This is a genomic window from Fructilactobacillus sp. X7R9C1 (assembly GCF_059901005.1).
On the sequence record NZ_JBWXVG010000003.1, the window covers coordinates 93,277 to 107,553 of the forward strand.

Genomic DNA, 14,277 nt, shown 5'->3' on the forward strand with positions numbered 1-14,277 from the left:
AATTATTTTTAGATCTTTTTGTTCAACTCCTGAGCAAAAAGATCTTTTTTTATAAATTATTTAAGAGGTGCGAGATGAAGTCGGTTATTGATAAGCAAGATATAAGAAATCATGATTTGTACATTGGTGGGATTAAGGCCAGTGATTTAGCAAAAGAATATGGAACACCCCTAGAGGTTTATGACGTTAGTAAGATCAAGAGTCAAATTGAAAAATTTAAACGGGTTTTTGAAGACCGTAAAGTTAAATACTCGGTTAATTATGCTAGTAAGGCGTTTGCCACGGTTGGAATGTATCAAATTGTGAAGCAAGAGGACGCTGGAATTGACGTAGTTTCCGGTGGTGAGTTGTACACCGCGCTTCAAGCTGATTTTCCGATGGAACGGGTCAGTTTTCACGGCAATAATAAATCAAAAGACGAACTAACGATGGCTGTCAAAAACGGAGTGGGAACGATTATGTTGGATAATTTCCACGAAATTGAGTTACTCCACGACGTGCTAGAAGAGCAAAATAAAAACATCGACGTGATGTTACGGATTACCCCTGGTATTTCAGCTCATACTCATGAGTACATCCAAACGGGTCAGGTCGACAGTAAGTTTGGGTTCGATCTGGCCTCAGGACAAGCTGATGAAGCTTTACAAAAGGTCCTTTCTGAGAAGCGAATGAATATGAAAGGGGTCCATGCTCACATTGGGTCTCAGATTTTTTCACCCAAAGGCTTTGTGGGAGCTGCTGATAAACTTGTTGACGTAATGAAGCACTGGCATGACGATTTTGATTACACGACGCAAGTAATCAACGTTGGTGGTGGTTTTGGTATTCAGTACACCGATGAAGAACATCCCGTCGCCCCAGAGGACTTCGTTTCAGCCATTGTGGATGAGATTAAAGAAAAAACGACTGAGGCTGATTTACCAACTCCATCAATTTGGATTGAACCGGGCCGTTCAATCGTCGGGTCAGCGGGTTATAGTTTGTACACGATTGGTTCCAGAAAAGATGTCCCCGGGATTAAGTCGTACGTTTCCGTTGATGGTGGGATGGGTGATAACATTCGGCCAGCTTTATATGAAGCAGACTATGAAGGCGCTCTTGCAGGCAATGTTGATGGAAAGCCGGTTGAAACCGTCCGAATTGCCGGGAAATACTGTGAATCAGGTGATATCTTGATTAAGAATCAACCGCTCCCAAAGAGCAAACCGGGCGATGTTTTTGTAATCTTTAACACCGGGGCTTATGGCTACTCAATGGCTTCCAACTATAATCGAAATCCACGGCCAGCCGTTGTGTTTGTTGAAAATGGGAAAGCACAATTAGCGGTCCAACGAGAGAGTTATGCGGACCTGATCCACTTAGATAAGAAATTAAAGGAGAACTAGAAGATGGCACAATTAGATGCACAATCAATCATTAAATTTATTTCTAACTCAGACAAAAAGACCCCAGTCAAGGTTTATTTGAAAGGTAAGTTAGGAAAAATCAAATTTCCTAAGGGAATTGAGAATTTTACCACTAACAAAACTGGTGTCATTTTTGGTGACTGGGCTAACGTTTCTAAATTTCTTAAAAAGAATAAAAAATTAATCAGTAGTTATGAAATTGAAAGTGATGCACGAAATTCTGCCGTTCCATTACTTGATACCAAGAACCTAGACGCTCGGATCGAACCTGGTGCTATTATTCGTGATCAGGTCTCAATTGGAAAGCATGTTGTCATAATGATGGGAGCTTTAATCAACATTGGAGCTGAGATTGGTGATGATTCTATGATTGACATGGGGACCATCCTGGGTGGTCGTGCGATCGTTGGAAAGCATTGTCACATCGGTGCTGGTGCTGTTTTGGCCGGTGTGATTGAACCAGCTAGTGCTAAACCGGTTCGAATTGACGATAACGTCTTAGTTGGTGCTAATGCGGTTGTGATTGAAGGCGTTCATGTTGGTGAGGGTGCAGTGATTGCTGCTGGCTCAGTGGTTTTGCATGATGTTGAACCTAATACCATGGTAGCCGGGGTTCCTGCTAAAAAGATCAAGGACATCGACACTCAGACCAAGTCTAAGACTAAACTTGAAGACGACTTAAGGAAGTGATGAATGTGTCAGATAACCCGACCAAGTTGAGTTACGATGATTTCCTTGAAATTTATCGTCATCTTCACCAAATCCCAGAATTAGCAATGCATGAGTTTCAGACCCATGAATATCTAAAAGAAGTCATTGATAAGTTTAAAACGGACTACATGGAAGTTAATGTACCAGAAAAGTTACCAACGGCGATTTTGGTGCTGGTCCATGGAACTGATCCCAAGCGTACCATTGGATATCGAACGGATATTGATGCGTTACCAGTTAAGGAAAAAACGAATTTAACGTTTGTGTCAAAAAATGATGGTGTGATGCATGCGTGTGGTCATGATATCCACATGACGGTTGCGTTGAGTATCCTGAATTACTATGCTGCTCATCAACCCCAAGATAATTTGTTAGTTTTTTTTCAACCAGCTGAAGAAAGTGAAAATGGGGGTAAAGTGGCATACGAGGACGGTATTTTTACCGGGAAGTGGCATCCAGATGAATTTTATGGTCTACATGACAACCCCCAGCTTCCGGTTGGGGCAATCGGTTGTCGGATGGGTACACTGTTCGCTGGGACAACCGAGGTCAACGTTGACTTGATCGGAAAAAGTGGTCATGCTGCTTATCCGCAGGATGCAAACGACATGATTGTGGCCGCCAGTCAATTTATTAATCAGGTTCAGACGATTGTATCAAGGAGTGTTGATCCGATTGAAGGCGGGGTTGTTACCTTTGGAAAAATGGAAGCCGGTACCATTCGAAATGTGATCGCTGGTCATGCTCGAATTGAAGGAACGATTCGGGGTCTGACCCAGAAAATGATTGAGTTGATTGATAAGCGGTTAAAAGAAGTCGCTAATGGGATTTCAGTGAGTTACGACTGCCAGGTTAAACTCAACCTGAATCAGGGCGGTTATTTGCCAGTCGAGAATAATTCGAAGTTAACCAGTAATTTTATTGATTACATGGAAAAGCAAAAAAACGTTGATTTTATTAACACGATGCCCGCAATGACGGGAGAAGATTTTGGTTATTTGTTGTCAAAAATCCCCGGAACAATGTTTTGGTTGGGAATTGGTGACCCAAAGTCTCAGCTTCATGAGGCGACGCTTACCCCCAATCCAAAGGCAATTGCGATTGGAAGTAGAGCCATTATCGGATTTTTGAATTATCGAATGCAACAAGGAACAAAAAAATAGGGGAGATCATAATCATGGTAGAAAAAGCAGATTTATTAACGGCCATCGTCACCCCGTTTGGCAATGACGGTGAGGTTGATATTACACGGCTTAAGAAGCTGATTAAACATTTGGTTGATACGGGGACCAATGGATTTGTGGTCGGCGGAACGACTGGTGAAACTCCGACATTATCTGAAGACGAAAAATTAAAACTGTACGGTGAATTTGGCAAGATTGTGGGCGATCAGTATCCGGTAATTGCAGGGACTGGTTCAAACAATACCCGACAAACGGCTGAGTTTAACCAGAAAGTGATGCAATTAGATGGGATTGATTATGGCTTGGTGGTTGTGCCTTATTACAACAAACCCGACCAACGGGGCATGAAGGAACACTTTAAGTACGTTGCCGATCATTCAGATAAACCAATCATCATCTATAACATTCCTGGACGAACGGGCGTGAACATGAATAAGGAAACGGTCGTGGAATTATCCGAATACAATAACATTGCTGGAATTAAGCAGTGTGGCTCACTTCCTGATATGGAATACATCATTTCCAACACTCCAGATGATTTTCTGGTTTACAGTGGTGAAGATCCACAAGCACTAGCAACTAAGATGCTTGGTGGTGATGGAGTGATTTCGGTTGCTTCCCATGTCTATGGTAATCAATTAAGGGGAATGTACGATGATTTAGATCAGGGGGATTACAAAGCAGCTGGCCAGCTTCAACGTTGGTTAACACCAAAGATGCAGGCGCTATTTATGTATCCTTCACCATCACCGACTAAAGCAGCTTTAAATGCTAATGGTTTAAATGTGGGTGGTTGTCGTTTACCAATTGCAACCCTAAATCAAGATGAGAAAAAAGAATTGGCAAAAGCACTAGACGTTGATTCTTTAGGAGACATTTTAAATGATTAAAGTATTAGTAGCAGGCTTTCGTGGCTCAATGGGCCAAAAGGCCGTTAAGATGATTGAAAAGAATGGTGATTTTAATTTGATAGGCGTATATGACCCGAAAGCAAACGATTTGAGTCCTGAAAGTTATGATTTACCAAAAGACGTAAAAGTTTATAACGATTTTGATCAGATTAAGGGACCAGATGTAGACGTTTGGGTTGATTTTACGGTTCCAAAAGCAGCTTATCCAAACACTAAATTTGCCTTGGATCATGGGATTCATCCGGTTATTGGAACCAGTGGGTTAAGTGATGATCAACTAGCTGAGTTGCAAAAATTAGCGAACGATGAAAATGTGAGTGGGATTATTGCCCCTAACTTTGGAATTTCGGCGGTATTGTTAATGAAATTTGCTAAAGAGGCAGCTCAATATTTCCCTGATGCTGAGGTGATCGAGATGCATCATCAGGATAAAAAGGATGCTCCGTCTGGGACCGCTATTAATACCGCAAAGTTAATCAGTGAGGGAAGAAAAAAACAACCAGAATCCGTTTCAACCGACGAAACCCTAAAAGGTGCTCGCGGAGCCGAGTATGATGGAGTTCCGATTCATTCCGTTCGGCTTCCTGGATATGTTGCTCATGAACAGGTGCTGTTTGGCGGAGATGGTGAAGCACTCACCATTCGTCAAGATTCCTTTGATCGTGATTCATTTATGAATGGTTTAAGGGTTGCCATTGAGAGAGTTGACGGTTTAGATGGGTTAGTTGTTGGATTAGAAAATATTTTATAGAGGGGCAAGTAGTAATGAAAGAGTATAATGTCGCAATTTTAGGTGCCACTGGCGCCGTTGGAACACGTCTCATGGATAAGTTAGCTGAATCAAGTATCCCGGTTAAAAGTCTGAAATTGTTGGCTTCTAAAAGATCCGCTGGGAAAAAGCTCGAGTATCAAGGTGACGAATTAACCGTTGAAGAGGCCACTCCCGACTCATTTAACGGTGTTGATTTAGTCCTTGCTTCAGCCGGAGGTTCGGTTTCCAAAAAATTGTTACCAGAAGCCGTGAAGCGTGGTGCTGTTGCGGTTGACAACACGAGTGCGTTTCGAATGGACCCGGATGTTCCCTTAGTTGTGCCAGAAGTGAATCCAGATGCTTTAGAGAATCATCACGGGATCATTGCCAATCCAAACTGTTCCACTATTCAAATGGTAGTGGCGTTAGAGCCGATTAGAAAGCAGTTTGGGTTAAAACAAATTATTGTTTCTACTTATCAAGCTGCTTCAGGTGCAGGTCAGAGTGGACTTGATGAATTAAAAGATGAAGCGCAAGAACACCTTGATGGCAAAAAGATGGATGCTCACATTTTCCCAGTCAAAGGTGAAAAGGAACATTATCCGCTAGCGTTTAATCTTTTACCCCAAATCGATGTGTTTGAAAAAGACGGTTATACTCACGAAGAGTGGAAGATGATTCACGAAACGAAGAAAATCATGCTGAATGATATGGATTCTGGAGATATTAAGGTGACCGCTACCTGTGTCAGAGTTCCAGTGGAGATTTGTCACGGTGAGTCAGTTTATTTCACGGTCAAGGATGAAAAAGCCGCCAGTCGTGAAAAGATCCAAAGGATTTTAAATGATGCTCCGGGAGTAACTCTTAAAGATGATCCAAAAAAACAACTCTATCCACAACCAATCGACGCTGCTGGCAAAGAAGATACATATGTCGGAAGAGTTCGACCGGACCAAGAAAATGGTGATGCCTATAATATGTGGGTAGTAGCCGACAATTTATTAAAGGGTGCTGCACTAAATACGGTTGAAATTGGCGAAGAATTAGTTAAAAGAGATTTAATTTAATGATTGAATTTCTTGACGATGATGATAGGGAAGAGGATTAACATGCCTACTTTAAATGAAAACTTGCAAAATCGGTTTAACAAGAATTTAACTCAACTGCAACCATCAGCAATTCGAGCTTTTTCGGAGTCGATATCTGATATTGACGGGTTGATTATGCTATCAGTGGGAGAACCAGGATTTAACACCCCTGAACACGTTAAAAAAGCAATGATGAAGAGTATTGAAGATAATCACTCGCATTATTCTCCTCATAAAGGAATCAAATCTTTAAGAGATGCCATCAGCAACTTTATGGCAAAGAAATATAATTTAAAGTATGATCCTAATACTGAAGTAATGGTTAATATGGGAGCAACCGAAGCGCTTGCTTCGTCGATTCTTTCCACGGTTAATCCTGGCGATGAGGTTTTGATTCCAGCACCTTTCTATCCCCTATACGAGTCATTAGTACGTTTTGCTGGTGGGAAACCCGTGTTTATCGATACGTCCACTTCTGATTTTGTTTTAACACCTAAAGAATTGGATGAGGCACTCTCAAATCATCCCAGTGCTAAAGCGTTGATATTAAATTATCCAAATAATCCAACGGGGGTTGAATACACACCAGAGCAGTTAAAAGCCCTTGTCCCAATTCTGAAACAACATTCACTCTTTGTGATCACCGATGAGATCTATAGTGAGTTAACCTATGGTATTAAACATCATTCACTGGCAGAGTATTTACCTGATCAAACGATTGTAATTAATGGAGTGTCTAAATCTCACGCAATGACTGGTTATCGACTGGGGTTCACGGTTGGACCCGCTGAATTTATCACTCAGGCTAATAAGATGCATGGTTATTTAGTTTCTTCACCATCAGACCCTGCTCAGTATGGTGCACTTGAGGCACTTAAGAATGGGATGGATGATGCTTTTCCGATGCGAGATGAATACCAGAAAAATCGTAATGAGGCCATTCCACGTTTAAAGAAAATGGGACTTGACCCGATTGATCCTACCGGGGCGTTTTATATTTTCGTAAAAATTCCAGCAAATTATGGAAATGATGACATTCGTTTTGCCAAGGATTTAGCGCAAAATGCTAAAGTTGGGGTAATTCCCGGATCAGCGTTTGGTGATGCTGGTAAAGGCCACGTGCGAATTTCCTACGCTGCTTCTAGTGATGATTTAAAGGAAGCGCTAAGTCGGATGGAAAATTATTTAAGTTAATGTAATTATTAAAAAAGCGGAATTAGACATTTGTCTAATTCCGCTTTTGTTTAAAATTGTTTAAAGATGCAGGTACGTTCCAAGGAAAAAACTAATCATCAAGATGATGAAGACGATGGTAGTAATGATGACGTACATCTTATCGTGTTCTTTATAGAATGAATAGATTGATACAACCACCCTTAGAACCGGCGTTAGGATCAAAGCAAAAACGCCTAACATCATGATGGAATAGGGTTTTAATTGAATGATTCCCCTTAGCAGTTGACCAAAGGAGGTTAGGTAATAGTGACTGCCAAACCCCGTTGTTCCGGTAACAAGGTACAAGAAAAGTCCAAAGACCATGATGATGACAGAAACAATCACTCCAATACGCATGATTTTTCCGATAAGTTTTTCGATTCGAATATTTTCAGCTTCTTGATTTTTTTCACTTTGATTTACATTATTTTGAGTGCTCATGATAAGAAGTTCACCCCAAATCCTTTAAGAATCATTTGAACGCCGAGGTAAATTAGGATTGGAATAAAGATAATTCGAATTAATTTGGAAGGCATGATTTGCATCACACGTGACCCGACGGTTGCTCCAACGATAATTCCGAGTGCCAGTGGAACGGCAATCTGAGGTAAAATTGATCCGTTAAAAAAGTAAATGGTGGCACTCGCTGCTGCCGTGACCCCCATCATTAAATTACTGGTGGAACTCGATGGTTTGAGTGGCATCTTCATGAAAGTATCCATCGCAATTACCTTAAAGGCACCGGATCCAATTCCCAGTAAGCCACTGGCAATTCCGGCGCCAAACATTACGGTTAAACCAGCTGGAACGTTTGTTACCTTATAGTCAATCTGCTTTTTTAGGTTTTTATCGTAGTAAGAACCATTTAGCTTGAGTTCTTTTGCAATTTTATCTTCACTGGTTGTATTCGTTTGAACCTGTTTACCCCAAATCTTTTTAACCATATTTAAACCGGAAAAGAAGAGTAACAGGCCAAATAAAATGTAGAGAAAGATTGGATTGATCACTCCAGTTAGTAAAGCACCGGCAACGGCCCCAATGGAAGTAGCAATTTCTAGAAACATGGCTACCCGTAAGTTTAAGACGTTGTCTTTTAGATAGGCGATCGTTGCTCCTGAACTGGTAGCAATCACGGCAATGATACTTGCACCAATCGCATACTTAATGTCGAGATTAAATCCGATGGTTAAAACCGGGGTAATGATCATCCCACCACCGATTCCTAGGATTGAACCCAGAACACCCGCAAAAACTCCTACCAGTAACATGATAATAAGGCTATGAATCATTAATAAAACTCCAATCTGTAAAATTCATGGTGCAATTATATCACACTAATCACGGCGATTTTGGCGCTTCTCTCAATCGGCTAATCGATATTATGTTATACTTTTTTTATATGAATTCTTGGAGGTATGGCATTTATGATGATTGGAAGGGACGTTAGTCGTCCGTACAAATTAACAATTGCGTTTCTCTTATCGTTAATCCTGACGATTGGAGTCAAAATGAGTTTTGGCTACGTTGACTTTTTAGATTCAATGATAATTGGAACCATTCAAGGGTACCAGTCCTCATTTGAAGAAACCATTTTCTCAATGATTAGTTTTGTCGCGAGTCCCAAGATGGATATTGTGTGGATACTTATAATTGCTGTTTTGTTGTGGTGGTTTAAGTATAAAATACCGGCATTCTTTTCGTTGGTACTGGTTTTTGGTGGAGATGCCATTGGATTTGTGATTAAACACATCGTAGCCAAGCCCCGTCCTTCAATGCATTTGCCGGGGGACACTGGCTTTAGTTATCCTAGTGGACATGTTTTAGGAGCTTTTCTAGTGATTAGCGTCCTGTGGATCATAGTGGTTCCAATGATTAATCGACAATCAACTAAATGGATTATTAGAACTATTTTAGCAATTGTTCTTTTCCTAGTGATGATCTCACGGGTTTATCTGAATGCCCATTTTCCTTCAGATACCGTTGGTGCCGCCTTAATTGCTTACACATGGCTTCAAGTTTGTGAATATGGGTACGTAAAGTGGGCCAAGGAGCTAAGTACAACAAAGATTTTTCAGAATACAATTTACTAATTTCATGAAAGTGATTGATAATCGTTAACTTATCACTTATACTTTACCTATAATGAAATATGAATTCTAAGAAGAGGCGCGACTTTTATCAGTAATTTGCCAGAGATTCACTTAATCGATGAGGGCTTATGAAAGGGAAAGTTGCCGAAACTGATCACGTGGTAAATGATTGGTTGGGTTTTGATTTAATAAGTCAAGGACTGTCGTGTGTTGCACGGAGAGCTTTCTAAGATTACGATTAGTAAGAATTTGTGGACTCTTTTGGAAGTTATTCAAGAGGGTCTTTTTCTTTGTCGTTTTGTTATTGGGTTTCTTCTTAATTATTTAGGAGGATAATTTATGTCTGAAAAAAATGGAAACGGACAGGTGAAGCGGGGATTAAAGTCTCGTCATGTGTCTATGATCGCCCTTGGTGGTTGTATTGGAACCGGTCTTTTTGTGACTAGTGGTGGAGCAATTCACAATGCTGGTCCCGGTGGTGCGTTAGTAGCATATGTATGTATGGGAATCATGGTTTATTTTTTGATGACTAGTTTGGGAGAAATGGCCACTAATATGCCAGTCTCTGGATCATTTGCTACATATTCAGCTAAGTACGTTGATCCGGCTTTAGGGTTTGCAATGGGTTGGAACTACTGGTTTAACTGGGCAATTACGGTGGCGGTTGACGTTAGTACGGTGGCAATCGTCATGCAATTCTGGCTGCCACATTTTCCGAGTTGGATTTGGAGTTTAGCGGCTCTGTCACTGATTTTGTTGATTAACATCTTGTCCGTCAAGGCGTTTGGAGAAACTGAGTTCTGGATGTCTTTGATCAAAGTGATCACGATTTTTATCTTTCTAGCCGTCGGAATTTTGACCATTTTTGGAATTATGGGTGGTCACTTTATTGGAATGAGGAACTTTACCTATAAGCAGGCTCCCTTCGTAAACGGGATTCCCGGCATTCTGAGTGTTTTCGTAATTGCTGGATTCTCATTTCAAGGAACTGAGTTAGTTGGAATTACAGCTGGAGAGTCAGAAAACCCACGGGAAACGGTCCCAAAAGCGATTCATGAAGTATTTTGGCGCATCATTTTATTCTATATTCTGGCAATTGTTGTGATTGCTGCAATTATTCCATATACTAGTCCCGATTTGTTGGGATCAAGTGCTTCAGATGTTGCCATTAGTCCGTTCACGATTGTGTTTGAACGTGCCGGATTAGCTGGAGCTGCAAGTATTATGAACGCGGTCATCTTGACCTCCGTGATTTCTTCAGCCAACTCTGGAATGTATGCCTCAACGCGAATGTTGTATTCGATGGCCGATGAAGGTTATGCTCCAAAAGTTTTTGGCAAAGTATCTAAGCGTGGAATTCCAGTGTTAGCGCTCCTAGCAACCATGGTGATTTCGTTGTTGACTTTTATGACAAGTATCTTTGGATCTAAGATTTACATGTGGTTAGTGGCTGCTTCCGGGTTGACTGGATTTATTGCTTGGTTCGGGATTGCTCTTTCACATTATCGATTTAGAAGGGCGTTTATAAAACAAGGACACAAAGTTTCAGAACTTAAATACCATGCGACTTGGTTCCCGGTTGGTCCAATTATCACTTTAATCCTGTGTATCGTTGTTATTTGTGGTCAAGATATTGGTGCTTTTGCTCACTTCAACTTATTTGAGATTGCGGTCACGTATATGAGTGTTCCGTTGGTTATCATCTTGTATTTTGGGTACAAATTTGTTCATCATACTCATATCATTCCCCTCGATCAAGTGGATGTTTCGCCTTCAGAAGATTATACGGATGAAATTAAAAAGAATGAAAGCTAGTCTTAAATTCATGATTTTTAAATGGTACAATTACAATTGCAAATTCTTTAAATTAGTCTAAGGGGATCAAATAAATGATTGTATTATCAGGAACTATTGGAGCAGGGAAGACCACGTTAACGACATTATTGGCTGAAAAATTAAACTCACCAGCCTATTACGAGTCCGTTGATGATAATAAGATTCTTCCGTTGTTTTACAAAGACCCAAAAAAGTATGCTTTTTTGCTTCAGATTTATTTTTTAAATAAACGTTTGGACAGCATTAAGGAAGCTTCTTCTGATAAGTACAGTGTGATGGATCGTTCAATCTTTGAAGATTCATTACTGTTTCATCTAAATGCTGACCTTGGTCGAGCAACTGAAACAGAAGTTCAAATTTATGATTCTTTATTAAAGAACATGATGGAACCGATCCCTAACGGTAAATATAAGAAAATACCGGACCTACTGATTTATATTGATATTTCTTTTGATACGATGCTTAAAAGAATTAAGAAGCGTGGAAGAAAATACGAACAAATCGATAATGACGGTAGTTTGTATGAATATTATCGTGAATTAAACCAGAGATATTCAAAATGGTACGAGGATTATAACTTGTCTCCCAAGATTAGGATTAACGGGGATAAGTATGATTTTGTCGAAGATGCGGACGCCAGAAACAAAGTTTTAAAGAGACTTTCTGACAAAATTCAAGAAGTATTAGGATAATTTAAGAGATTATTGTATAATTGACGCAACAAATAAACGTGACGTGCCCATTAAGTAGAATCACAGAGAGACAATGTTGGTGAAAATTGTCATTTGAAAATTCCAGCACGTATTTCGGGCGGCCAATCCCGCACGGCAATTACCGTTATTAATTAATCGAGTGCCTTAATTGGAACTTGGGTGGTACCGCGAAAAGACTTTCGTCCCAATATGACGAGGGTCTTTTTGTGTCTTTTAAGGGAGGAAATTAAAATGTTAGATATGAAGTTGATTAGAAGTAATCCAGACTGGTATAAAGGAAAGCTAGCCGAGCGAAATGTGCCTGGCGAAGTGATTGACAATTTACTTAGAAAAGATTCAGAACGGCGTGATCTAATCGTTAAAAGTGAGTCGCTTAAAGCGGAACGAAATGAGGTATCTGAGAAAATTTCACAGCTCAAGCGCAATAAAGAGGACGCAAATGATCAAATTACCAGAATGCGTGAAGTTGGAAAAGAGATCAAGGCGCTGGATGAAAAGCTAGAAACTATCAAAGCCGAACAACATGATATTGAGGCTCATTTACCCAATGTTCCTGCTGATGAAGTTCCCGTTAGTCTCACCGAAGAGGGTTCAAAAGAGTTAAGACGAATTGGTGAACCACGGAAGTTTGATTTCACCCCTAAACCCCACTGGGAAATTGGCGAAGACTTAGATATTTTAGATTTCAAGCGAAGTGCTAAGGTATCAGGAAGTCGTTTCGTATACTATCTAGGTGCAGGAGCCAAATTAGAACGTGCGGTATATAATTTCTATTTGGATCAAAACACCGATGCTGGATACACCGAAGTCTTACCCCCATACATGGTTAATTCTGATTCAATGTTTGGGACCGGGCAGTTTCCTAAATTCCTAGAAAATAAGGCTGGATTTGAGATTAAAGATAGTGACTTGACCATGATTCCGACTGCTGAAGTTCCACTGGTTAATTTCTATCGCGACGAAGTCATTTCTGAAGAGAAGTTACCAGTGAAATTCACCGCCTTGACCCCAGCGTTTAGATCAGAAGCAGGAAGTGCCGGAAAAGATACCCGGGGCTTAATTCGATTGCATCAGTTTAACAAAGTTGAAATGGTTCAGTTTACTAAGCCCGAGGAGTCTTGGGATGCTTTAAAGGAAATTACGCATCAAGCAGAGACATTACTTCAGAAACTCGGTCTGCCTTATCATGTCATCACGCTAACGTCAAGTGACATGAGCTTCACTGCCGCTGAAACTCATGATCTTGAAGTATGGATGCCAGCTCAAAATCGGTACCGCGAAATTTCAAGTTGTTCTAACACGCTTGATTTTCAGGCAAGACGGGCTCACATTCAGTACAGAGATGAGAACGGCAAATTGCAGTACGTTCATACGTTAAATGGTTCTGGCTTAGCCGTTGGTAGAACGGTTGCAGCTATCCTTGAAAACTATCAAAATGAAGATGGAACGGTGAATGTGCCCGAAGTTCTTCAACCTTATATGCATGGGATGAAGAAGATTGTAAAAAATGAAAAATTTTAACAAAAATAGTAGAAATCAATAAGACATTCCGGTATAATAATATTTGTTGTATGACTGGTTTGAGAAGAATTGATCGTTGAAGCGTAACCAATTTGTTCTTGACGCTTAAACATCAAAATGATATTATTTAATAGTTGTCGTTGCGCTTTATCGCAATGATATCTATCAATGGAGGATTAGCTCAGCTGGGAGAGCATCTGCCTTACAAGCAGGAGGTCACAGGTTCGATCCCTGTATCCTCCATTTGAGCCGTTAGCTCAGTTGGTAGAGCATCTGACTTTTAATCAGAGGGTCGGCGGTTCGAACCCGCCACGGCTCATTGCCAGTAACACATTATTATGCGGGCGTGGCGGAACTGGCAGACGCGCTAGATTTAGGTTCTAGTGTCTTAGGACGTGGGGGTTCGAATCCCTTCGCCCGCATTGATTTTTCGCCGACTTAGCTCAGTTGGCTAGAGCGCTTCACTAGTAATGAAGAGGTCGTAGGTTCGAATCCTATAGTCGGCATATGCGGAAGTAGTTCAGTGGTAGAACGCCACCTTGCCATGGTGGAGGTCGCGGGTTCGAATCCCGTCTTCCGCTTTTTTTGTTATCATACTGCCGGAGTGGCGGAATTGGCAGACGCACAGGACTTAAAATCCTGCGGTCAGTGATGACCGTACCGGTTCGATCCCGGTCCCCGGCATTTAAAATTTAAAACAGTAAGAGAGTCCTAGTAATAGGACTCTCTTTTTTATTTAAAATATTGATTCAAGGTAGAAATACGGGTCCGACAGCGCTATCATAGAGTTAAATTGATGTTGTGATGTGGGTAATAAGTTGATTTCCATTTACATGACAAGTTAGAATTAC

The 14,277-nt window shown here is 40.7% G+C and carries 13 protein-coding genes, 6 tRNA genes and 1 riboswitch; of the genes, 17 read left to right on the plus strand and 2 right to left on the minus strand.

What is annotated here, in order from left to right:
* Window positions 1-74: 74 nt before the first annotated feature.
* The 7 genes from lysA to AC6UD0_RS03185 are packed head-to-tail and all read left to right on the plus strand — an operon-like array spanning window position 75 to window position 7,245.
* Entirely contained in the window at window positions 75-1,385 is a 1,311-nt protein-coding gene (lysA, locus tag AC6UD0_RS03155; RefSeq protein WP_500708131.1) for a diaminopimelate decarboxylase, read from the plus strand.
* Between the two features lie 3 nt (window positions 1,386-1,388).
* Window positions 1,389-2,096 (plus strand): 2,3,4,5-tetrahydropyridine-2,6-dicarboxylate N-acetyltransferase, encoded by a 708-nt coding sequence (gene dapD / locus AC6UD0_RS03160; RefSeq protein ID WP_500693521.1) that lies wholly within the window; start codon window positions 1,389-1,391, stop codon window positions 2,094-2,096.
* Window positions 2,096-3,280 carry an N-acetyldiaminopimelate deacetylase gene (locus AC6UD0_RS03165; RefSeq protein ID WP_500708132.1) on the plus strand — a complete coding sequence of 395 codons (1,185 nt, stop codon included), beginning with the start codon at window positions 2,096-2,098 and terminating at the stop codon, window positions 3,278-3,280. The genes dapD and AC6UD0_RS03165 overlap by 1 nt, the downstream gene beginning before the upstream one ends.
* Window positions 3,281-3,294: 14 nt before the next feature.
* The gene (gene dapA, locus AC6UD0_RS03170) at window positions 3,295-4,191 is read left to right on the plus strand and encodes a 4-hydroxy-tetrahydrodipicolinate synthase (RefSeq protein WP_500708134.1); all 897 of its coding nucleotides are present in this window, start codon (window positions 3,295-3,297) and stop codon (window positions 4,189-4,191) included.
* Window positions 4,184-4,963 carry a 4-hydroxy-tetrahydrodipicolinate reductase gene (gene dapB / locus AC6UD0_RS03175; protein WP_500708136.1) on the plus strand — a complete coding sequence of 260 codons (780 nt, stop codon included), beginning with the start codon at window positions 4,184-4,186 and terminating at the stop codon, window positions 4,961-4,963. Before dapA ends, dapB begins: the two co-directional genes overlap by 8 nt.
* Before the next feature lie 14 nt (window positions 4,964-4,977).
* Window positions 4,978-6,030, plus strand: coding sequence for an aspartate-semialdehyde dehydrogenase (locus tag AC6UD0_RS03180; protein ID WP_500700806.1), 1,053 nt, complete (start codon window positions 4,978-4,980; stop codon window positions 6,028-6,030).
* Between the two features lie 42 nt (window positions 6,031-6,072).
* Window positions 6,073-7,245, plus strand: coding sequence for an aminotransferase class I/II-fold pyridoxal phosphate-dependent enzyme (locus tag AC6UD0_RS03185; RefSeq protein ID WP_500708137.1), 1,173 nt, complete (start codon window positions 6,073-6,075; stop codon window positions 7,243-7,245).
* 60 nt (window positions 7,246-7,305) lie between these two features.
* On the opposite strand, the gene AC6UD0_RS03190 is transcribed toward AC6UD0_RS03185, so the two are convergent.
* Entirely contained in the window at window positions 7,306-7,707 is a 402-nt protein-coding gene (locus AC6UD0_RS03190; protein ID WP_500708138.1) for a DUF1634 domain-containing protein, read from the minus strand.
* Window positions 7,704-8,555: a sulfite exporter TauE/SafE family protein gene (locus tag AC6UD0_RS03195; RefSeq protein ID WP_500693528.1), complete on the minus strand. Its 852-nt coding sequence runs from the start codon at window positions 8,553-8,555 to the stop codon at window positions 7,704-7,706. Before AC6UD0_RS03195 ends, AC6UD0_RS03190 begins: the two co-directional genes overlap by 4 nt.
* 135 nt (window positions 8,556-8,690) lie before the next feature.
* Here AC6UD0_RS03195 and AC6UD0_RS03200 point away from each other — a divergent pair, with 135 nt between their 5' ends.
* The 10 genes from AC6UD0_RS03200 (at window position 8,691) to AC6UD0_RS03245 (ending at window position 14,110) form a co-directional block, all read left to right on the plus strand.
* Window positions 8,691-9,356 (plus strand): phosphatase PAP2 family protein, encoded by a 666-nt coding sequence (locus AC6UD0_RS03200; RefSeq protein ID WP_500708139.1) that lies wholly within the window; start codon window positions 8,691-8,693, stop codon window positions 9,354-9,356.
* Between the two features lie 63 nt (window positions 9,357-9,419).
* Window positions 9,420-9,589, plus strand: a riboswitch (Lysine riboswitch).
* A gap of 106 nt (window positions 9,590-9,695) precedes the next feature.
* On the plus strand, window positions 9,696-11,171 hold the full coding sequence (locus AC6UD0_RS03205; protein ID WP_500693530.1) for an amino acid permease: 1,476 nt from the start codon (window positions 9,696-9,698) through the stop codon (window positions 11,169-11,171).
* Window positions 11,172-11,245: 74 nt separating this feature from the next.
* Window positions 11,246-11,884, plus strand: coding sequence for a deoxynucleoside kinase (locus AC6UD0_RS03210; RefSeq protein ID WP_500693531.1), 639 nt, complete (start codon window positions 11,246-11,248; stop codon window positions 11,882-11,884).
* 252 nt (window positions 11,885-12,136) lie between these two features.
* Window positions 12,137-13,426: a serine--tRNA ligase gene (serS, locus tag AC6UD0_RS03215; RefSeq protein WP_500693532.1), complete on the plus strand. Its 1,290-nt coding sequence runs from the start codon at window positions 12,137-12,139 to the stop codon at window positions 13,424-13,426.
* Between the two features lie 170 nt (window positions 13,427-13,596).
* A tRNA-Val gene (locus AC6UD0_RS03220) sits at window positions 13,597-13,669 on the plus strand.
* Between the two features lie 3 nt (window positions 13,670-13,672).
* Window positions 13,673-13,745 (plus strand) — tRNA-Lys (locus tag AC6UD0_RS03225).
* 21 nt (window positions 13,746-13,766) lie between these two features.
* Window positions 13,767-13,848 (plus strand) — tRNA-Leu (locus AC6UD0_RS03230).
* Window positions 13,849-13,858: 10 nt separating this feature from the next.
* Window positions 13,859-13,932: transfer RNA gene (locus AC6UD0_RS03235), tRNA-Thr, on the plus strand.
* A 3-nt stretch (window positions 13,933-13,935) separates the two neighbouring features.
* Window positions 13,936-14,007 (plus strand) — tRNA-Gly (locus AC6UD0_RS03240).
* A gap of 17 nt (window positions 14,008-14,024) precedes the next feature.
* Window positions 14,025-14,110, plus strand: a tRNA-Leu gene (locus AC6UD0_RS03245).
* Window positions 14,111-14,277: the final 167 nt, after the last annotated feature.

Excerpts from the sequence above, each read along its gene's own strand:
- AC6UD0_RS03180 (WP_500700806.1), top strand. The coding sequence starts at position 4,978 with ATGAAAGAGTATAATGTCGCAATTTTAGGTGCCACTGGCGCCGTTGGA.
- AC6UD0_RS03165 (WP_500708132.1), top strand. The coding sequence starts at position 2,096 with ATGAATGTGTCAGATAACCCGACCAAGTTGAGTTACGATGATTTCCTT.
- serS (WP_500693532.1), top strand. The coding sequence starts at position 12,137 with ATGTTAGATATGAAGTTGATTAGAAGTAATCCAGACTGGTATAAAGGA.
- dapA (WP_500708134.1), top strand. The coding sequence starts at position 3,295 with ATGGTAGAAAAAGCAGATTTATTAACGGCCATCGTCACCCCGTTTGGC.
- lysA (WP_500708131.1), top strand. The coding sequence starts at position 75 with ATGAAGTCGGTTATTGATAAGCAAGATATAAGAAATCATGATTTGTAC.
- AC6UD0_RS03185 (WP_500708137.1), top strand. The coding sequence starts at position 6,073 with ATGCCTACTTTAAATGAAAACTTGCAAAATCGGTTTAACAAGAATTTA.
- AC6UD0_RS03195 (WP_500693528.1), bottom strand. The coding sequence starts at position 8,555 with ATGATTCATAGCCTTATTATCATGTTACTGGTAGGAGTTTTTGCGGGT.
- dapB (WP_500708136.1), top strand. The coding sequence starts at position 4,184 with ATGATTAAAGTATTAGTAGCAGGCTTTCGTGGCTCAATGGGCCAAAAG.
- AC6UD0_RS03200 (WP_500708139.1), top strand. The coding sequence starts at position 8,691 with ATGATGATTGGAAGGGACGTTAGTCGTCCGTACAAATTAACAATTGCG.
- dapD (WP_500693521.1), top strand. The coding sequence starts at position 1,389 with ATGGCACAATTAGATGCACAATCAATCATTAAATTTATTTCTAACTCA.
- AC6UD0_RS03190 (WP_500708138.1), bottom strand. The coding sequence starts at position 7,707 with ATGAGCACTCAAAATAATGTAAATCAAAGTGAAAAAAATCAAGAAGCT.
- AC6UD0_RS03210 (WP_500693531.1), top strand. The coding sequence starts at position 11,246 with ATGATTGTATTATCAGGAACTATTGGAGCAGGGAAGACCACGTTAACG.
- AC6UD0_RS03205 (WP_500693530.1), top strand. The coding sequence starts at position 9,696 with ATGTCTGAAAAAAATGGAAACGGACAGGTGAAGCGGGGATTAAAGTCT.